Source organism: Streptomyces naganishii JCM 4654 (assembly GCF_014650575.1).
In the GTDB taxonomy this organism is placed as follows: domain Bacteria; phylum Actinomycetota; class Actinomycetes; order Streptomycetales; family Streptomycetaceae; genus Streptomyces; species Streptomyces naganishii.
Map to the genome: position 1 here is coordinate 192000 of NZ_BMVF01000006.1, position 18603 is coordinate 210602.

The following is an 18603-nucleotide window of genomic DNA, read 5'->3' on the forward strand; positions in this document are numbered from 1 at the left end:
CCGGCCTCCGCCGGCCTTCCTCGGCCTCCGTCGGCGTCCATCGGCCTCCGCGGGGGGCCGGGCCGCCCCTTCCCCCTCTGTCTGGAGTAGTCCCGCCATGCACGCAGAACCGAAGAAGCCGCAGGCGGCCGGGGCACGCGCACAGGAGCGGCCGCGCTCGCTGGTGGGGGAGGAGTACGAGGTCGAGATCGGCCCCGTCGCCCACGGCGGCCACTGCATCGCCCGCACCGCCGAGGGCCAGGTGCTCTTCGTACGGCACACGCTGCCCGGCGAGCGGGTGGTGGCCCGGGTCACGGAGGGCGAGGAGGGCGCCCGCTTCCTGCGCGCCGACGCGGTACGGATCCTGGAGGCGTCCAAGGACCGCGTCGAGGCCCCCTGCCCCTACGCCGGCCCCGGCCGCTGCGGCGGCTGCGACTGGCAGCACGCCAAGCCGGGCGCCCAGCGGCGCCTGAAGGGCGAGGTGATCGCCGAGCAGCTGAAGCGGCTCGCGGGACTCACGCCCGAGGAGGCCGGCTGGGACGGCACCGTGATGCCCGCCGAGGGCGACAAGCTGCCCGCGGGCGAGGTGCCGCAGTGGCGCACGCGCGTGCAGTACGCCGTCGACCCGGCCACCGGGAAGGCCGGCCTGCGCCGCCACCGTTCGCACGAGGTCGAGCCGGTCGAGCACTGCATGATCGCGGCGGAGGGCGTCAGCGAACTGGGCATCGAGCAGCGCGACTGGACGGGCATGGAGTCCGTCGAGGCGATCGCCGCCACCGGCTCCCAGGACCGCCAGGTGATCCTCACCCCGCGCCCCGGCGCCCGCCTCCCGCTGGTCGAACTCGACAAGCCGGTCTCCGTCCTCCGGGTCGACGAGAAGACGGGCGGCGTCCACCGCGTGCACGGCCGCCCCTTCGTCCGCGAACGCGCCGACGGCCGTACCCACCGCGTCGGCGGCGGCGGCTTCTGGCAGGTCCACCCGAAGGCCGCCGACACCCTCGTCACGGCGGTCATGCAGGGCCTGCTCCCGCGCAAGGGCGACATGGCCCTCGACCTGTACTGCGGCGTCGGCCTGTTCGCGGGCGCACTGGCCGACCGCGTCGGCGACAAGGGCGCGGTCCTCGGCATCGAGTCCGGCAAGCGCGCGGTGGAGGACGCCCGCCACAACCTCGCCGACTTCCCGCGCGTCCGCGTCGAACAGGGCAAGGTCGACTCCGTCCTCCCCCGCACGGGCATCACCGAGGTCGACCTCGTCGTCCTCGACCCGCCCCGCGCCGGCGCCGGCCGCACCACGGTGGCCCACCTCACCACCCTCGGCGCCCGCCGCATCGCCTACGTGGCCTGCGACCCGGCCGCCCTGGCGCGCGACATCTCCTACTTCGCGGACCACGGGTACCGGGTACGCACGCTGCGGGCCTTCGACCTGTTCCCGATGACCCACCACGTTGAGTGTGTCGCGATCCTCGAACCGGCCGTGAAGGGCATGTGACCGCTTGCGGGAGGAAGTCGCCGAACGCGACCGGCTCAAACCGTAAGGCTCGGTACAGGTCACCCGCCGCACGCGCCCGCGTGCTTGTGGCCGGGTGTTCGCGGGGCGTGAGGTGCTGAGGGGGCCGCGCACTTCCGGCCGATTTGGCGTCGACGACGAGTGACAGAATGCAATATTCCGGACGCTGAGACCCGCGAATCGCGCGATGATGGTCATATTTGTCCCCGGAGTGTGGCGGGACTGATTCGGGCTCGTTTGCGACTGGTGTTCGTGGGTAGCGACTGCGCGTCTGTGCGCTTCTCGTGTCAGATTGCGATGTCTGGGGGCCACAGTGGGCCACTTGTCTGTCTTCCCTTGGGTTCCCCTCCTTTCGGCCAAAGGCGGGGCAGTTCTTTGTTCGTGACTCAGCCGGTTGGGGATGGCGTGGTGCTGGAACAAGGTGGGTGTCGCCACGAGCACGTGCGCGCGGCGGGGGCTGCGCGGCCTCGGCGCTGGGGGAGGGCGCCGTCCGTCCGTCATCGGTGTCTGAGCTCCGTCACCCCTGAGTCGGCACGCCCGACGGCACGGCCCGCGTTCCGCGAGCCGGCCGTATGACCGCGCCGGAAGCGGGGCTGCGTTTTCAGGTGCTGGGGTCGGTCGCCGTGCGTCGCGGGGGCGCGCCGGTCCGTCTGCCCGGCACCGTGGCACGTCGCGTGCTCACCCTGCTGATGCTGTCCCCCGGCGAAGTCCTCAGCACCCCCCGCCTCGCCAAGGCGGTCTGGGGCTCGTGCTGCCCGGCGACCGCCTCCAACCAGGTGCGCAAGGCGGTCGCCCAACTCCGCCACTCCATACCGGGCGCGGGCGCGCACCTGCTCACCGACGGCCCGAACTACCGGCTGAACGTCAGCGCGGTCGAGTCCGATCTCGTCGAGTTCAACGAGCGCCGCCTGCGGGTCCGCAAACTCGCGGAGAGCGGAGTGGGCGAGGCGCGGCGCATCGAGGAACTGCAGGCGGCCCTGTCCCTCTTCCGCGGACAGGTGGCGGCCGACATAGTCGACGCCGATGATCTGGAGAGCGGACCGATCCGCGCGGCCGCCCGGGTGGTGGAGGAGCGGCGGCTCGCCGTCCAGAAGGAACTGATCTCGCTGCGGCTGCGCTCGTCGCCACCGGCGCTGGTGATAGAGGACCTGCGGGACCTCGTGGCGCAGCACCCGCTCGCGGAGGACCTGCGCGCACAGCTCATGCTCGCGCTGTCCCTCTCCGGCAGGCAGGCCGACGCGCTCGCCGAGTACGCCGAGATACGCACCCTGCTCCGCGACGAACTGGGCCTCGACCCCGATCACTTGCTGGCCCAGGTGCACGAAGCGGTGCTGTGCGGTGACGCGCACACCTACCTGCGGGCCGGGGCCTCGCCCCGCGATTATGAACAACAGTCCGCGATCACCGAATTCGACGCGGGTAGACAGCACATGACACCACGGGGCCACAAGGTGGCCGTCCGAGCCACCTGCACCCTTCCCCACGGGCCGGCCGACTTCGTCGGCCGACGGGAGGAGGTGGACACCCTGCTGCGGACCGCCAGGGCGGGCTCCCGGGGCCCGGGGCCGCTGCTGATCTGCGTCGACGGCATGGGCGGAGTAGGCAAGACGGCTCTCGCCCTGCACACGGCCCATCGGCTGGCCCCGGACTTCCCGGACGGCCAGTTCTACGTCGACCTGCACGCGTTCAGTCCGTGCGAGCGGCCCCGCGAACCCGCCGAGGTGCTTCAGGTGCTCCTGCGCTCACTGGGGGTCGAGGCGCAGCGCATCCCGGCGGACCTGGACTGCCAGGTGGCCATGTGGCGTGCCCGGCTGGCCGACGCCAAGGTGCTGCTGCTGCTCGACAACGCCGCGAGCGAGGCGCAGATCGTGCCGCTGCTGCCGCCGGGCAACGGTTCCCTCGTGCTGATCACCAGCCGCCGTCGCCTCTACGGCCTCGACGGCACCGAGCCCTGCCCGGCCTCCCGGATGAGCGCGGGCGACTCCCGGCAACTGCTGGAGCGGCTGCTCGGGGACGGACTGGAGACCCAGGCGGCGGAAAAGCTCGTCGACTACTGCGGAGGACTTCCGCTGGCACTGCGCCTGGCCGCCGCCAAGCTGCGCAGCCGCCCCACCTGGACGCTGTCCCATCTGGTGGATCGCCTGACCCACGTGCGGCGCCGGCCCGCCGAGCTCCAGGTGGGCGACCGGAGCGTCCGGTCGGTGCTTCAGCTCTCCTTCGACGCGCTGACCGAGGCGCAGCGCCAGGCCCTGTGCGTGCTGGCCCTGGTGCCGGACACCAGCATCGGCGTGTACGAGGCGGCGGCGCTGCTCGACACCGGTCCGGCCGAAGCCGAGCTGCTGCTGGAGGGCCTGCTCGACGTGAACCTCCTCGAACAGCCCCGCATCGGCTACTACGCCCTGCACGGGCTCATGGCCGGTGTCACGGCGGGTACGGGCGAGTTCGACCGGCTCCTGTGCGGCAGCGGGCGGCGCTCCGCGCTCCGCCGGCTGCTCGCCCACTATCTGGCGGTCACCTCGCGAAGCTGCCTCCTGCTCGGGCGGCCGGACGACGGGGCCGGCACCGGGTCCGACGCCGTTTCCCACCTGCCCGAGATCAACAGCCGTGAAGAGGCTACGGAGATCTGCGAACGGGAACTGCCCGCGATGGTGGAGACGCTGTGCGCCTCCCGGCAGGACGGGTTCTTCGTCGCGGCGGCGCAGCTCGCGCGCAACCTGCGCTTCGTCCTGGCCCCGGAGGACGGCCGCCGGGACGAGGAGAGCGGCGGGGCGGACGACGCCGGGACTGCCGGCGCCCGGGAGATCGAGGCGTACCGCAGGGCGCTGCTCGGTCTGGCAGCCGTATGCCGGGGCGCCGGCCTGCCGGAGCGCGGCGCGAGGCTGACCGCCACGGCGATGAGTGCGGCCGGGGCCCTGGGCGTCCGTTCCGCGGAGCGCGTGCCGTAGCGGGGCCTCGCGCTCCGCCCACTCCTCCCGCTCCGCCCGTTCCTCCCGCTCCGCGCGGGAGCGGTGCGCTGTCCCCCGGCCCGGGCGGCCCCGTACAGGCGTCGCGCCGGGCCGCAGCCGGCCCCGCGCAGGCGTGGAGCGGCCCCAGCAGAGGCGGCGGGTCCGGAGACGGCAGAGCACGAAAGCGGCCGGGGCCGGCGCGTCGCCGTGCCCCGCGGCGGGCAGGGCCGGGGGAGTCGGTGGGTCGCGTCGCCGTGGACCGACCGCCGCGGGACCGGCGGGGTCGGGGCCGGGGGAGTCGGTGGGTGGCGTCGCCGTGGACCGGCCGCCGCCGGACCGGCCAGGTCAGGGCGCGGGCGCGGCCCGTGGTCGCTCGGCGGGCTCCAGCCTCACCGGGATGCTCCGGTAGGCCCGGAAGGTGACGCTGGGCCGCCGCTCCACGGTGCCCGCCGCGGTCGGTACGGCCGGTGCGTGCGCCAGCCACCGCAGCACGGCACGCCCCTCCACCTGGGCCAGCGCCGCGCCCAGGCAGTGATGCACACCGCCACCGAAACTCACGTGCGGATTGGGGTCCCGGGTGATGTCGAGCCGCTCGGGGTCGGCGAACCGGGCCGGGTCATGGTTGGCGGACCCCAGCAGCAGCACCAGGATGCGGCCCGCGCGCACGGTGCGGCCCTCGATCTCCACCGGCTCCCTCACATAGCGCGCGGTGGCCTGGATCGGCGCGTCGTAGCGCAGGAACTCCTCGACAGCCGGCACCGTCAGCTCCGGCCGGTCGCGCAGCAGGGCCAGCTGCCGTGGGTGCCGCAGCAGCCCGGAGAAGATCGTGGAGATCAGATTGGTCGTGGTCTCGAAGCCCGCGAAGAACAGGAACACCACGTTGTCGACCAGTGTCTCCCGGTCGAAGCCGGGATGCGTGCGCTGCGCCGCCAGCAGGTTGCTGATCAGATCGTCGGCGGGCCGCTTCGACCGCTCGTCGACCAGCGCCGAGACGTAGGCCCGCAGCCAGGTCACCGCGGCGTGCGCCGCCGGCCTCTCCTCCACGGGTACGTACAGGGCGAACGCCTTGGCCAGCTCCACCGCGTGGGGCCGCACCGCGTCCCGGTCCACGTCAGGGATGCCGATCAGCTCGCAGACCACGGTGACCGGCAGCGGGAAGGCCAGGTCGCCGACCACGTCCAGGACGCCGCCCGGGCCCGCCCGGTCCTGGGCCTCGGCCATCAGCCGGTCCACCTGGCCGGCGACGTAGTCCTCCAGCCTGCGCATCAGCTTCGGGCTGAACGAACGCTGCATGATGCCCCGCAGGAAGGTGTGCGCGGGCGCGTCCTGGTCCAGCACGATCCGCTTCAGGAACTCGTTCGCGGGCCCGGCCCCGGTGGAGAACTCGTGGTACTCCGGCGGGTACTCGTGACCGAGCCGGCGGTCCCTGAGCAGCCGGCTGACGTCCTGGTGGTGCGAGACCACCCACTGGCCGGCCGCGCCCCGGGCCAGGCGGCCGGACTCGCGGAGAGCGGCATACACCGGGTAGGGGTCCGCGACCACGGCGGGATCGCGGGAGTCGAACTTGACGGGCAGCTCTCGCATACGGCCGGCACCTCCTGTTGCTCCGCGCGTGGTGTCCGGCAAGGAGCCTGACAGCCCGGGAGCGAGGGCGGGGGAACCTGTCGCCAGTCCTTCACCGCCGCCCGGCACCCCGCCCCGGGCTCGCAGACTGGGCGGCCAGGCAACCGCCGGACCCGAGCCGCGCACCCAAGGGGTGCCGGGAGGTGACGCAGCGTTGAACACCGTGCTGAACATGCCCCGCTTCCTGCTGGACGACGCGCGTGCCCTGCGCGACCCGTACCCGGTCTACCGCCGCCTGCGCGAGTACGGCCCGGTCTGCCGGGGCGGCCCGGGACAGTGGGTCTTCCCGCGGCACGAGGAGGTCTCCGCGCTGCTGCGTGACCCGCGGCTGGGCCGGGAGTTCCCCGAGCAGTACCAGGCGGTGTCGGTGGGCGAAGGGCCGGCCAACGACTATCTGCGGCGCATCGTCGTCGACCGCGACCCGCCCGCCCACACCCGGCTGCGCCGGCTGCTCGTCAAGTCGCTCAGCCCGGCGATGGTGCGCGCGCTTCGCGAGCCCATCGCCCGGCTCGTCGACGGCATGCTGGACCGGTTCGCCGACGAGCGCCGCTTCGACCTTGTCGCCGACCTGGCCGTGCCCGTACCGATGACGGTGATGAGCGAGCTGCTGGACATCCCCGGCCCCGACCGGGCCGACATCGCCCGCCTCTCCACCTCACTCGCCCAGGCCTTCGCGGTGTTCATCCCGCCGGAGAAGCAACGCGAGGCGCACGGGGCCGTGGTGGAGCTGCGCGACTACATGGCCCAGCTCGTCCGCGAGCGCAGACGCCGCCCCGGCGAGGACCTGCTGTCCCGGATGCTCACCGCGGTCAAGGACGGCGAGGAGCCGTTGACCGACGAGGAGATCATCGACAACGCCCTGTTCGTCTACTACTCGGGCTTCGAGACGACCACCAACGCCATCGCCACCGGCGGCGACCTCCTCGTGCGGCAGCCGCACACCCAGCGGCAGTTGCGGGAGGACCCGGGCATCTCCGGCAGCGCGCTGGAGGAGTTCATGCGCTACGACGCGCCCATCCACGCCACGACCCGGCTGGCCCTGGAACCGATCGACATCGCCGGACTGACGGTCCGCAAGGGACGCGTGGTGGTGCTGCTGCTCGCCTCCGCCAACCACGACGAGCGGGTGTTCCACGACCCGCGCCGGGCCGACCTCACCAGGTCGCCCAACCCGCACCTCAGTTTCGGCGGGGGAGTGCACCACTGTCTCGGCGCGGCGCTGGCCAGGGTGGAGGGGGCGGTCGTCTTCGAGCGGCTGGTCGCCCGGTTCGCGGACATCGAGTCGGCGGGCGAGGGCGTGTGGGAACCCAGCGCGGGCGGCTTCCGGTTCCCCTACTGGGCGCACCGCAGCGTGCCGGTGGCGGTGCGGCCCGCCTGAGCCCGGCGCGGGAGGAAGCCCGCCGGTGCCGCGATCGCGGTGACGACGACGCCCGCGCCGGCGGCCCACCGTCCGGGCAGGGCCGGGAAACCGGTGGCGACGGGATCGAAGGCGGCGTCCGCGCGGCGGGCCCGCCGGGCCCCGCCGGAGACCGGCCGTACCATGAACTCCCCCTGGTCACGGCCCGGTTGGAGGACGACCTCGGCGTCGTCGAAGCCGAGCCAGGACCCCGTCGCGGGATACCAGACCTTGTAGTACGCCTCCTTGGCGCTGAACAGGATCCGGCACCACGGCACGCCGGGCCGTCGCGCGCCCAGTTCGGCGAGGTGGGCCCGCTCGGCCGCCGAGGTCACTCCCGTCAGCACCCGCGAGGGCAGCGGCGCGCACGGCTCGGCGTCGATGCCCACACCGTCGGCGTCCCGGGACCGCGCCACCGCCGCCGCTCGGTAGCCCCGGCAGTGCGTCAGGGAGCCGACCGTCCCGGCCGGCCACCGGGGCGCCCCGTCGGCGCCGCGCACCAGGGCGGCGGGCGGGACGCCCAGTTCGGCCAGGCAGGCGCGTGCCACCCGCCGGACGGTCGCGTACTCGGCGCGGCGCGCGGGCAGCGCGTCGGCCACCTCGCGCCCTTCCGCCTCGAAGAGCGCGGGTTCCGTCAGCTCCCGGGTGCACTCAAGGGCCGCCGCGTAAGCGGGCAGCAGCGTCCGGATCACGCCGGGGACGGCCGTCGCACGGGCCCTGCCGGAGTACGGGTGCGTCGTCGCGTGGGTCAACCGGATGCCGCCGTCGCCCGCAGCGCCACCTTGTCGATCTTGCCGACCGGGGTGCGCGGCAGCACAGGCAGTTCGCGTACCTCGTCGGGCAGCTTGAACGTGGCCAGCCCTCTGCCCGCCAGGTAGCGCTTGATCTCGACCAGCGAAGGCGACTTCCCCGGCCCCCCGCTCGGGACCACGAAGGCGAGGACGCCCTCGCCGAGCCCGGCGTCCGGCCGGGCCACCACGGCGGCGTCGTCGATGGCCTCGTGGCTGCGCAGGTGCCCCTCGACCTCGTCGGCCGACACCTTCTCCCCGCCCCGGTTGATCACGTCCTTGGCACGGCCGACGATCACCAGGTTGCCCTCGGGCGTGAGCCGGGCCAGGTCGCCGGTGCGGAAGAAGCCGTCGGGAGTGAAGGAGGTGCGGTTCGCCTCCGGCGCGTTCCAGTAGCCGTTGATCGTGTACGGGCCGCGGGTGACCAGCTCGCCCACGGAGCCCGCCGGAACCTCCCGCAACTCCTCGTCGACGAGGCGCAGTTCGTCGAACTCGGACAGCGGTCGCCCCTCGGTCCCGTGCACCACGTCCTCCGGGTCGTCCAGGCGCGTGTACGTGAGCAGACCCTCGCCGATGCCGAACCAGTTCGTGATGCGGCAGCCGAGCGCGGACTGCGTGCGCCCGGCGGCCTGCTCGTCGAACTTGGAGCTGCCCACCTGGAGGACGACCCCCTTCATGTCCACCGACCGCTGCGCGGCGACCTTGGACCACAGCGCCGCCAGGGCGGGGACCACGGTGGTATGGGTGACGCCCTCCCGCTCGATCAGCGGGAAGACCTCGTCGGGGGAGGGGCTCGCGGCCAGCACCGCCCTGCCGCCCACCAGCAGCGCGCCCAGCACTCCCGGACATCCCAGAGCGGCGTTGTGCGCCGCCGGGTTCGCCGCCAGGTACACGCTCTCCGCGTCGAACTCCAGGGCCCGCGCGCAGGCGGCGATGTTGTAGAGGTAGTCGTCGTGCGTCCGGGGAATCAGCTTGGGCTTGCCGGTACTGCCGCCGCTGAGCAGCAGGAACGCCACACCGGAGGGATCGACGTCGGGCAGCGGTCCGCCGCCGGCCCCCTGGGCGCGGACCTGCGACAGCGGGGTCAGGCCCTCGCTGTCGTCCGCCAGGATCACCGTACGGACGCCGGGCAGGGACGCGGCGTACCGGGCGAGGGTGCGGTAGTCGAAGCCCTGGAAACGGCCGGTGGTGACGTAACCGACCGCCCCGGAAGCCTCGATCAGGTGCCGTACCTCGCTCTCCCGGTGTCCCGGCAGCGCGAACACCGGGATGACGCCGGCCCGGAACAGCCCCACCGTGACGGTGAGGAACTCGACGACGTTCGGCAGCTGGACCATGACCCGGTCCCCGGGGCGGACGCCCAGGGCCAGCAGGCCGCGCGCGATGTCGTCGGCCTCGGCCCGCACCTCGCCGTGCGTGATGCGGCGCTCGCGGTCCACGGCCGCGACACGGTCGGGGAAGACCCGTGCCGTCTCCGTCAGCGCGTCGCCCAGCGGCACCCCTCGCCAGATCCCGGCGGCACGGTAGCGGGCGGCGTCCTCATCGCTCCACGGCGTGAACTCGTCCATGCCGGCCAGTGTCCCGGTTCCCCGGGCCGCGCCGACCGGGGCGAACAGAGCCGTGAAAGAGACGAAGGACCACCCCGCGATCGCTCCTATCGTCACCAGCGTCGCCGACGAGATCCCGGCGCCGGGACACCCCGCCTAGGAGTGATGGATGAGTCGCCCCCGTACGCTGAACTGGCTCGACGCACCCCGCGACGACAGCGGTGTGGAGATGTTCGACGAGACCTCCCACACCTACCGGCCCTACACCGAACTCGCCGACGCGGCGCTGCGGATCGCGGGCGGGCTGATCGCGCGGGGCGTTCCCCGCGGGGCCGTCGTACCGCTGCTGTGCTCGACCGGACCCGACCTCGTCGCCGCCTTCTACGGGGTGCAGACCGCCGGATGCGTGGTGAGCGTGCTGGCGCCCCCCACCCGGATGTCGGGCGAGGCCGCCCGCGCCCACGTCCGCGCCGTCGTCGAGGCGGTGGACGCGGGCACCGTGCTGGTCGACGCCGCCCATCACGACTACGCCGTGGACGTCCTCGCCGAGACCGGACGAGGCGCCCGCGTCCTGCTCCTGGAGGAACTCCTCACGGGTGACCCCGGCCGGCGGGACCTCGCCGAACTGGCCCTCGTCCAGTTCACCTCGGGCAGTTCGGGCCGCCCCCGCGGCGTGCGGATCAGCCATGCCGCACTCGACGCCAACACCTCTGCGATCCGCGGCTGGGAGCGCGCGGGCCGCGACGACTCCTGGTGCTCCTGGCTGCCGATGCACCACGACATGGGGCTCATCGGCTGCCTCGTGGTGCCCGTCTCCGGCAACAACCGGCTGGCGGTGTGCCGCCCCGAGACCTTCCTGCGCCATCCGCTGGCCTACCTCGCTCGTTTCGACGCCAACCGGGTCGCGCGGCCCGCCACCATCACCGCCACCCCGGCGTTCGGCCTGCAGCGCATCGTCGACAAGGTCGGCCACGCCGACCTGGAGGGCGCCGACCTCTCCCGCACCCGGGCGGTGATCGTCGGAGCCGAACGCATCGACCCCGCGCTCGTGGACCGCTTCACGGAGCTGATGCGCCCGCACGGCCTGTCCCCGCACACCCTCACCCCCGCCTACGGGCTGGCCGAGAGCACCCTCGCCGTCACCGGAGTGCCTGTCGAGGAGACCCCGCGCGCCGTCCGCGTGCACCGGGACGAACTGAGGGTCGGAGCGAAGGTGAGCCTCGCGGAGGAGTCCACGGACCGGGCGACGGTTCAGGTGATGAGCTGCGGCCGGGCACTGGACGGCCTGACGGTACAGGTCGTCGGCGAGGACGGCGAGCCGCTGCCCGAGGGCCACGTCGGCGAACTGGCCGTCTCCGGCTCCTCGGTGGCCGACGGCTACCTCGCGGGCGGCTCCGGCCGCGCCGAGGGCACCGCCTTCGTCGACGGGCGGCTGCTCACCCGCGACGTCGCCTTCCAGCAGGACGGCGAGTTCTACGTGCTGGGCAGGCTGGGCGACAGCGTCAAGGTCCACGCCCGCTCGCTGTTCGCCGAGGACGTCGAGCTGATGCTCGCCAGGGCCGGACTCAACCTCAGCAGGGTCTGCGTCGTGCTCGGCGAGGCGGACGGGAGCCCGCACGCCGTGGCCGTGCTGGAGGGACTCGGCGCCCACGCCGCCGAAGTGGCGGAGGGCGTGCTCGCCGCCGCCTGCCCCGGCACCCGCCGGCACGTGGCCCAGGTGCCGCGCGGCGCGATCCCCCGTACCAGCAGCGGCAAGAGCCGCCGCCGTCAGCTGTGGCAGCGCCTCAGCCAGGAACACGTCTTCGACGCGGTGCCCGCCACCGCCGACGGCCCCGCCTGACCGGCCCCCCGCCAGAGCCCGACCTGCCCCAGAACAGGAGACCACATGTCCTACTCCGGTGAAGAGGTGCGCGAGACCGTGCTCGCGATCATCGAGCAACTCGCCCCCGAACGGGAGCGGTTCGAGGCGGGAAAAGACATGCGTCTGGTCGAGGACCTGGGGTTCCACTCCCTGGCCCTGCTGGAGATGGCGTTCGCGATCGAGGACGACTTCGACCTGCCGCCGATCGACGAGCAGACCGGACGTGCCATCCAGACCACCGAACAGGTCGTCAGCTACGTCCTGAGCCAGGTCGAGATCCGGACGCCGTCGTGACCACCCCCACCGAACCCGGCACGACGACGTCATGAAGGAATGAAGGAGCCACGATGACCGAGGCGATCCTCCTCTCGGACCTCACCAAGCGATTCGGCGAACAGACCGCGCTCGACCGCGTCTCGCTGGGAATACCGGCCGGAACCGTGGTGGGCCTGCTCGGCCCCAACGGAGCGGGCAAGACCACCCTCATCAACTGCCTGACGACGCTGCTGCAACCCGACGGCGGCACCATCCGCGTCCTGGGCCACGACCCCGCCACGGACCCGTCCCTGGTGCGCGCCAACATCGCCGTCACCGGGCAGTTCGCCGCCCTCGACGAACAGATCAGCCCGCGCGAGAACCTGGTGTTCTTCGGCCGGCTCCTCGGCCTGGGCCGGGGCGAGGCCCAGCAGCGGGCGGGCGAGATGCTGGAGCGGTTCGAGCTGGCCGAAGCCGCGTACACCCCGGTCGGCTACCTCTCCGGCGGCATGCGCCGCCGCCTCGACCTCGCGGTGAGCCTGGTGGTCCCGCGGCCGGTGCTGGTACTGGACGAACCGACCACCGGCCTCGACCCGCGCAGCCGCAAGCTCCTGTGGGACATGGTCAGGGCCGAGGCCGCTCGGGGCGTCGCCGTCCTGCTCACCACGCAGTACCTGGAGGAGGCCGACCAGCTGGCCGACCGCATCGTCGTCATCGACAAGGGCCGGGTCCTCGCGGACGGCTCCTCGGACGAGCTGAAGCTCGACGTGGGCGGCCTCATGTGCCGCCTCACCCTGACCAGCGCCGCCGACACCGCGGCGGCCCGGCAGGCCCTCGGCGACCTCCCCGGCGTGACGGCCGAGGGCGACAAGGTGGCCGTGCCCATGGCGCGCGCCGAGGACGTCGGCGCCGTGCTCGGCCGGCTGGCCGGCCAAGGACTGCCGATCGCCGACATCGAGGTCACCAAGCCGACGCTCGACGAGGTCTTCTTCACCCTCACCGAGCCGATGGCGAAGGAGACCACCCGATGAGCGCCATGCCAGGCGTCGTGGCGCCGGGCGCCCCGGTGTCCCCGGGCCGCCCGGCCGGCCGGCGGCACGACTTCCAGGTGCTCTTCGACCGCCTGCGGTCGCGCTCGTTCTCCCGGGGCGGACTGGTGGCCACCGTGGTCCAGCCGCTGGTCTTCTTCGCCATCTTCTACTGCACCTTCGCCGGCATGCTGGACGAGCGGGGCATCGAGTTCGGCCGCTTCGTCACTCCCACCGTCCTGGTCCAGGCCCTGATGTTCGTGGCCATCGCAGGCGCCACCGACCTGGCCGCCGACCGCTCGAGCGGCGTCTTCTCCCGCCTGCTGACCAGCCCGGTCGACATGGGCGCGATGGGCTTGGCGCATCTGGCCGTGGTGGCGCTCCAAGGTCTCCTGTCCAGCGTCGCCGTCGTGCTCGCCGGGCTTCTGGCGGGCTTCCGCTTCGACCACGGGGTGCTCGCCGCCCTGGGCTTCGTGCTGTTCGCCGTGGCCTTCACCGTGGCCCTGTCGCTGGCCACGGCCACCATCGCGCTGCGCCTGCGCAACCTGGAGGCGCTCAGCGCGGTGCTCCACCTGCCGTACCTGCCGCTGCTGGTGCTCTCCACCGGCTTCGTCGAGGCGGACCTCTTCCCCGGCTGGCTCCAGCCGGTCGTCAGGGTCTCCCCGGTGTCCGGGGTGATCGACACGCTGCGCGCCCTGTCGACCACCGAACTCACCTGGAGCGCGGCACTGCCCGGCCTCGCCTGGGTGGCGGGTCTGCTCGCCCTCTTCGCCTGGACCACGACCGTCGCCTTCAGGAAGGTGGCCATCCGATGACCGTGCAGTCGCCGGACACGGCGGCACCGTCGCTGCCGCCGTCCTCCTCGCCCGCGCCGGCCACCCTGGCCGCAGCCTCCGTCGTCATCGCCGGACGGGTGCTCCGCCAGTTCGTCCGGAACCGGATGATGATCATCGTCACCATCGCCTTCCCGCTGCTCCAGCTCTTCATGCTGCTGGCCGCCTTCAACGTGCTGGTGCGCGACACCCAGGGCGTCGACTACGTGCGCCGGCTCGCCCCCCTGATCGTGCTCACCACGGCGTTCTCCTCGATCCTCACCACGGCGATCGCCCTGTGGAGCGACATCCGCAGCGGGGTCTTCAACCGGCTGCGGGCGATGCCGCTGGACATGCGGGCGTACGTCGCCGGACGGATCGGCGGCGACTTCGTCCGGATCATGGGCGTGGCCGTCCTGGTCACGCTCGTCGCCCACACGGTCGGCTTCCGGTTCTCCCGGGGGCCGCTGGCGGCGCTCGGCTTCTTCGGGATCGTGGCGCTGTTCGGCATGATGTGCAGCGCGCTGTCCGTCGCCGTCGCCCTCGTCGCCCAGCATCCCGGCATCATCGTGCGCTACGTCCAGATGCCCACGCTCGTGCTCACGCTGATGTCCAGCGGATACGTGCCGCTGGAGGCGTTCCCGGGCTGGATCCGGCCGGCGGTGAGCGTCAACCCCGTCTCGCTGGCGGCCGACGCGCTGACCGGACTGTCCGATCGGGGCGCGCTGGCCGCGCCGGTGCTCGGGACCGTCGCGTGGACCGTGGGCGTCACGGTGGTGTGCACGGCCGTCGCCACGCGCCGCTTCGCCCTGCTCGTGAAGAGCGGCTGACCGTGGCGGACGTCGTCGTACTGGGCGCGGGAGTGGCCGGTCTCGGGCTCGCGGCCTTCGCCGCCCGCCGGGGACACCGGGTGACGGTCGTCGAACGGGACGGGCCGCCCCCCGAGGGCGGCCCCCACACCGAGGTGACCGACTGGGAGCGGCGCGGCGTGCCGCACGCTCGCCAGGGGCACGCCCTGCTGGGGCTGGGCATCGCGGTGCTGCGCGAGGAGTGCGCGGAGGTGCTGGCGGAGCTGACCGCCCGCGGCGCGGTCGCCGTGCCCCTGGACACGGGTGGCGACGACCTCGGCCTGCTCAGCCGCCGGCTGGTCTTCGAGGCCGCGCTGCGCCGCCGTGCCGTCGCCGACCCGTCGGTCACGCTGCTGCACGACCGGGTCACCGGCCTGCTGGCCGCCGGGACGCCGCACGGCCCGCCCCACGTGCGCGGGGTGCGCCTTGCGGAGGGCGGCGACCTGACCGCCGACGTGGTCCTCGACGCCACCGGCCGCAGGTCCCCGGTGGCCGCCTGGCTCACCGCGATCGGTGGCGCCCCGCCCCGGGAGACGGTCCAGTCGTGCGGGTTCTCCTACATCGCGCAGGAGTTCGCGCTGGACGCGGGCGGCCGGTTCCCGTCCCTGCGGGCCCCGGTGGTGCACGAACTCGACTTCGCCACCGTGCTGGCCTTCCCCGGTGACAACGGCCGCTTCCACCTGTCGACCACCATCTCCTCCCACGACCCCGTACGGACCCGGCTGCTGGCCCGGCCGGTCTACCTGCGGTTCCTGGCCAGCGTGGACCCGGTACGGGACTGGCTCGAGGGGGCGACGCCGGTCGGCGACCCGATGCCGATGGCCGGCCTGGAGAACCGCCGCCGGTCACTGGTCGCGGACGGGGCGCCGCTGGTCACCGGTTACGCGCTGGTGGGAGACGCCTGCGTACAGACCAACCCCACCTTCGGACGGGGGGTGTCCCTGGCCCTGGCGCATGCCAGGACCGTCGCCGACCGGCTCGACCGCCTCGACCAGGACCCGCGCGACTGGGCCGTTCGCACGCACGAGGCCACCGAGGGGTGCCTGGGGCAGTGGTTCGAGCAGCAGGTCGCCACCGACGCCGCCCGGCTCGCCGAACTCGCCGGCGGAGCGCACGACGACTCGCCGGCCGCCCGCGTCCTCACCGCCCTCGCCGTGCTGCGCGAGGAGGACGCGCATGTGCGCGTCGCCGCCGAGCGCGTCTACCACATGCTGCTCACCCCGGCCGAGCTGATGCGGGATCGCAAGGTGGCCCGCCGGGTGCTCGCGTTCCTGCGCGAGCACCCCGGCCTCCGGCGTGAACACGTCGGCCCCAACCGTCAGGACTTCGAGCGCCTGGTCACCGGCTGAGCGCCCACAGAAGGGAACACCATGAAGGTCACACTGCCCACGGACGTCACGCTGAGCTATGACATCTACGGTCCGGAGGACGGCCCCGTGGTCGTACTCGTCCCCGGACAGCACCAGGCGTCCCTGTTCGAGACCATGCAGGTGCCGCAGCTGACGAAGGCCGGATACCGCGTCGTCACCTTCGACCTGCGGGGGGTGCACCCCTCGGAGGAGACCCCTCCGCCCTACACGGTGGAACTGCTCGGGCAGGACCTGGCCGCCCTCAACGAGGCGCTGGAGCTGGGCCGGTGCACCTACATCGGCTACTCGGTGGGCGCGATGATCCTGCTGGAGCTGGCGATGAAGCGCCCCGAGCTGATCGAGCGCGCCGCGCTCATCGGCGTCCCGTGGAAACCCGGCAAGCTGCAACAGGCCATCCAGGCCGAGGCGGTGGACCGGCTCAAGAACGGGCACAAGGTGCCGGCCCTGCTGGAGGGGGCCTTCCGGGCGATGTACCTGTTCGGGCCGCGGGCGCTCAACCGCGACCAGTTCATCGCGCCCTACCTGGACGGGCTGGCGGGTCTCGCGGAGTCGGGCGGGCACGGCGCCATCGGTCACGCCGAGGCGAGCACCGCCTTCCGGCCCAGCGACGAGGAGGTGGCCGCGGTGCGGGTGCCGCTGCTCGTGGTGGGCATGGAGCACGACATCGTCGCGCCCCGGCACCTGTCGCGGGAACTCGCGGACCTGATCCCCACCGCCGAGTACACCGAGATACGCAACTGCGGGCACGCCTCCCTGCTGGAGAAGCCCACCGAGGTCAACGCGCTGGTCGCCGACTACCTGCGCTCGGGCAAGGTCGGTACCCCGCGCGGCTCGCGTCGGCCCTCCGGCGACCGTACGCCGGAAGGCCGTACACAAGAGGGCTGACGCCCTCCGCGACGGGACGGCGCCCGGCCTGTCCGCAGGCCGGGCGCCGTCCCGTCGTGCCGCCCTACGGCCGGGCCGTGAGCCGGTACAGCCGGTGGAACGGGTGCCCCACGTCGATCACCCGGGTGTCCAGGCCCGCCTCGGCGGCGTACCGGCGCACGGTGTCCGGGCGCATCACCGTGCCCGTGCCCGCGCTCGGTGTCCGGCTCATCCCGACCGGCAGGCAGTGCAGCACGCTGACCGCGTAGTGGAAGCGTTCGCTGTCCGGCGCCGCCGGGGTGAACCGCTCGCCCACGGACGGCTCCATCAGCAGCACCGCGCCCCCGGGCGCCAGCAGCCGGCGGCAGGCACGGAGGACGTCCACCGGCGCGGACATGTCGTGCAGGGCGTCGAACACGCACACCAGGATGTGCCCCGCCGACCCGCCGGCACCGGCCTCGGCGGCGTCCCCGGCGCGGAAGCGGACCCGTTCGCCGAGCCCCTCGGCGGGGTCGGCGGCGGCGAGGTTCGCCTCGGCGTCCCTGATCGACGCCTCGTCCAGGTCCAGCCCGTGCACCTCGGCGTCGGGGAACATCCGGGCCAGCGCCAGCGTGGACAGGCCCGAACCGCACGCCACGTCGGCGATGCTGCTCCCGGGCACCCTCAGCCGGGCGTCGATGTCGGGCAGGTGGCGGCTGATCCAGCCGGGCAGATGGTGCACGAAGACACCGTGGTTCAGGCCCGCCTGCCCCCCGCGCAGGGCCTCTCCGTAGGCGGCGTACGGAAGGCCCCGGCGACCGCGGTAGGCGTCCACCAGCTGAGGCAGCACGGCCGCCATGCCGCCGATGGGCATCACGACCAGCGGGGCTATCCAGTTCGGGCTGCCGGAGTCGAGCAGCGCTTCCGCGTGGGCGGGCGGCAGCGTGAAACGCCGGTCCTCGGGCCGCGCTTCGGGCGCGTCGACGGTGAGCACACCGGCACAGGTCTGCTGTTCCAGCCACTCCCGCACCATGCGGGCGTCGAGGCCGCTCTCCTCGGCCACCTGTGCGGCCGTGGCGGGGCCGGTGCGGCGCAGGGCTTCGTACAGCCCCAGCTCCAGGCCCAGGTAACAGGTCATCAGCTCGGCCGAGGCGAGGCCGGCTCCGAAGAGCCGCAGGGAGAAGGACTGCGTGGAGTCCGCGGCGGGCGCGGCCGGTCTCCCGCGCGCGGGCGGTACGCCGAGTCCGGCACGGGCGGGCGGAGGGGTGCGGAAGGCGGACGCCATGGCGGTCAGAGGTGGGCGAGGACGTTGACGACGTTGCCGTCGCGGTCCCGGTAGAAGAAGCGCCGTACGCCCCACTCCTCGTCCGCGGGCCCGTAGAGGATCTCCATACCGGCGGTGCGGGCTGCCGCGAGGGCCGCGTCGAGGTCCTCCACCTCGATGGAGGCAGCCGGGTTCACCGGCCCGGTGGGGTCCTTGGTGATGAGGCTGACCTGTACGGAGTGGTCGGCCGGCGGGGCGAGGGTGGCGATCCAGCCGTGATTCATGATCACTTCCATCCCGGTGACCCGGATGTGGGCTTCCACTGCGGAATCGAGATCGCTCACCGTGAGCAGCGGCATCGCGCGGAGTGCAGACATGTCCGCCAGCGTAGCCAGCGCGCCCCGCGCCCCCGGGGGCCTTTCCGGCCTCTTTCACCCTCGTGCCGCGGGCCTTTCGGCGGCCGTACGTTCTCCTCGCATCGGCCTCCTTGCGCGCGGGCGCGCGGGCCGAACTCGCCAATTCCGAAGGAGAACTGAC

General features: G+C 73.3%; 15 protein-coding genes. 10 read left to right on the forward strand and 5 right to left on the reverse strand.

The features are described 5' to 3' along the window. Window positions 1-97: 97 nt before the first annotated feature. The gene (locus tag IE217_RS13150; RefSeq protein ID WP_190178011.1) at window positions 98-1468 is read left to right on the forward strand and encodes a class I SAM-dependent RNA methyltransferase; all 1371 of its coding nucleotides are present in this window, start codon (window positions 98-100) and stop codon (window positions 1466-1468) included. Between the two features lie 590 nt (window positions 1469-2058). Next, window positions 2059-4431 (forward strand): AfsR/SARP family transcriptional regulator, encoded by a 2373-nt coding sequence (locus tag IE217_RS13155; RefSeq protein ID WP_229865253.1) that lies wholly within the window; start codon window positions 2059-2061, stop codon window positions 4429-4431. Window positions 4432-4776: 345 nt separating this feature from the next. Here IE217_RS13155 and IE217_RS13160 read toward each other — a convergent pair whose 3' ends face one another. Next, window positions 4777-6015: a cytochrome P450 gene (locus tag IE217_RS13160; protein WP_190178012.1), complete on the reverse strand. Its 1239-nt coding sequence runs from the start codon at window positions 6013-6015 to the stop codon at window positions 4777-4779. 202 nt (window positions 6016-6217) lie between these two features. Between IE217_RS13160 and IE217_RS13165 the strand changes: the two genes are divergently transcribed. Continuing rightward, the gene (locus tag IE217_RS13165; protein ID WP_229865294.1) at window positions 6218-7432 is read left to right on the forward strand and encodes a cytochrome P450; all 1215 of its coding nucleotides are present in this window, start codon (window positions 6218-6220) and stop codon (window positions 7430-7432) included. Here the strand turns inward: IE217_RS13165 and IE217_RS13170 are convergent. Beyond that, the gene (locus IE217_RS13170) at window positions 7387-8142 is read right to left on the reverse strand and encodes a 4'-phosphopantetheinyl transferase family protein (RefSeq protein ID WP_190178205.1); all 756 of its coding nucleotides are present in this window, start codon (window positions 8140-8142) and stop codon (window positions 7387-7389) included. The genes IE217_RS13165 and IE217_RS13170 overlap by 46 nt on opposite strands. A gap of 56 nt (window positions 8143-8198) precedes the next feature. Beyond that, window positions 8199-9806 (reverse strand): (2,3-dihydroxybenzoyl)adenylate synthase, encoded by a 1608-nt coding sequence (locus tag IE217_RS13175; protein WP_229865255.1) that lies wholly within the window; start codon window positions 9804-9806, stop codon window positions 8199-8201. Between the two features lie 148 nt (window positions 9807-9954). Here IE217_RS13175 and IE217_RS13180 point away from each other — a divergent pair, with 148 nt between their 5' ends. Genes IE217_RS13180 through IE217_RS13210 form a run of 7 tightly spaced genes read left to right on the forward strand, consistent with a single transcriptional unit; the run spans window position 9955 to window position 16844 of the window. Beyond that, window positions 9955-11625 (forward strand): AMP-binding protein, encoded by a 1671-nt coding sequence (locus IE217_RS13180; RefSeq protein WP_190178015.1) that lies wholly within the window; start codon window positions 9955-9957, stop codon window positions 11623-11625. A 45-nt stretch (window positions 11626-11670) separates the two neighbouring features. Further along, window positions 11671-11940, forward strand: a complete 270-nt coding sequence (locus IE217_RS13185; RefSeq protein ID WP_190178016.1) for an acyl carrier protein — start codon at window positions 11671-11673, stop codon at window positions 11938-11940. 53 nt (window positions 11941-11993) lie between these two features. Further along, window positions 11994-12932: an ABC transporter ATP-binding protein gene (locus IE217_RS13190; protein WP_190178017.1), complete on the forward strand. Its 939-nt coding sequence runs from the start codon at window positions 11994-11996 to the stop codon at window positions 12930-12932. Further along, window positions 12929-13744, forward strand: a complete 816-nt coding sequence (locus IE217_RS13195; RefSeq protein WP_190178018.1) for an ABC transporter permease — start codon at window positions 12929-12931, stop codon at window positions 13742-13744. The genes IE217_RS13190 and IE217_RS13195 overlap by 4 nt, the downstream gene beginning before the upstream one ends. Continuing rightward, window positions 13741-14571, forward strand: coding sequence for an ABC transporter permease (locus tag IE217_RS13200; protein WP_190178019.1), 831 nt, complete (start codon window positions 13741-13743; stop codon window positions 14569-14571). The genes IE217_RS13195 and IE217_RS13200 overlap by 4 nt, the downstream gene beginning before the upstream one ends. A 2-nt stretch (window positions 14572-14573) precedes the next feature. Continuing rightward, window positions 14574-15938 (forward strand): NAD(P)/FAD-dependent oxidoreductase, encoded by a 1365-nt coding sequence (locus IE217_RS13205; RefSeq protein WP_190178020.1) that lies wholly within the window; start codon window positions 14574-14576, stop codon window positions 15936-15938. A gap of 21 nt (window positions 15939-15959) precedes the next feature. Continuing rightward, the gene (locus IE217_RS13210) at window positions 15960-16844 is read left to right on the forward strand and encodes an alpha/beta fold hydrolase (protein ID WP_190178021.1); all 885 of its coding nucleotides are present in this window, start codon (window positions 15960-15962) and stop codon (window positions 16842-16844) included. A gap of 64 nt (window positions 16845-16908) precedes the next feature. On the opposite strand, the gene IE217_RS13215 is transcribed toward IE217_RS13210, so the two are convergent. Together IE217_RS13215 and IE217_RS13220 are read right to left on the reverse strand one after the other, a co-directional pair. Continuing rightward, window positions 16909-18087 (reverse strand): class I SAM-dependent methyltransferase, encoded by a 1179-nt coding sequence (locus tag IE217_RS13215; protein ID WP_190178022.1) that lies wholly within the window; start codon window positions 18085-18087, stop codon window positions 16909-16911. 5 nt (window positions 18088-18092) lie between these two features. Beyond that, complete coding sequence (locus IE217_RS13220) at window positions 18093-18443, reverse strand: VOC family protein (RefSeq protein ID WP_229865256.1); 351 nt, start codon at window positions 18441-18443, stop codon at window positions 18093-18095. Window positions 18444-18603: the final 160 nt, after the last annotated feature.

Excerpts from the sequence above, each read along its gene's own strand:
- IE217_RS13150 (WP_190178011.1), top strand. The coding sequence starts at position 98 with ATGCACGCAGAACCGAAGAAGCCGCAGGCGGCCGGGGCACGCGCACAG.
- IE217_RS13155 (WP_229865253.1), top strand. The coding sequence starts at position 2,059 with ATGACCGCGCCGGAAGCGGGGCTGCGTTTTCAGGTGCTGGGGTCGGTC.
- IE217_RS13160 (WP_190178012.1), bottom strand. The coding sequence starts at position 6,015 with ATGCGAGAGCTGCCCGTCAAGTTCGACTCCCGCGATCCCGCCGTGGTC.
- IE217_RS13175 (WP_229865255.1), bottom strand. The coding sequence starts at position 9,806 with ATGGACGAGTTCACGCCGTGGAGCGATGAGGACGCCGCCCGCTACCGT.
- IE217_RS13180 (WP_190178015.1), top strand. The coding sequence starts at position 9,955 with ATGAGTCGCCCCCGTACGCTGAACTGGCTCGACGCACCCCGCGACGAC.
- IE217_RS13185 (WP_190178016.1), top strand. The coding sequence starts at position 11,671 with ATGTCCTACTCCGGTGAAGAGGTGCGCGAGACCGTGCTCGCGATCATC.
- IE217_RS13190 (WP_190178017.1), top strand. The coding sequence starts at position 11,994 with ATGACCGAGGCGATCCTCCTCTCGGACCTCACCAAGCGATTCGGCGAA.
- IE217_RS13195 (WP_190178018.1), top strand. The coding sequence starts at position 12,929 with ATGAGCGCCATGCCAGGCGTCGTGGCGCCGGGCGCCCCGGTGTCCCCG.
- IE217_RS13200 (WP_190178019.1), top strand. The coding sequence starts at position 13,741 with ATGACCGTGCAGTCGCCGGACACGGCGGCACCGTCGCTGCCGCCGTCC.
- IE217_RS13210 (WP_190178021.1), top strand. The coding sequence starts at position 15,960 with ATGAAGGTCACACTGCCCACGGACGTCACGCTGAGCTATGACATCTAC.
- IE217_RS13215 (WP_190178022.1), bottom strand. The coding sequence starts at position 18,087 with ATGGCGTCCGCCTTCCGCACCCCTCCGCCCGCCCGTGCCGGACTCGGC.
- IE217_RS13220 (WP_229865256.1), bottom strand. The coding sequence starts at position 18,443 with ATGTCTGCACTCCGCGCGATGCCGCTGCTCACGGTGAGCGATCTCGAT.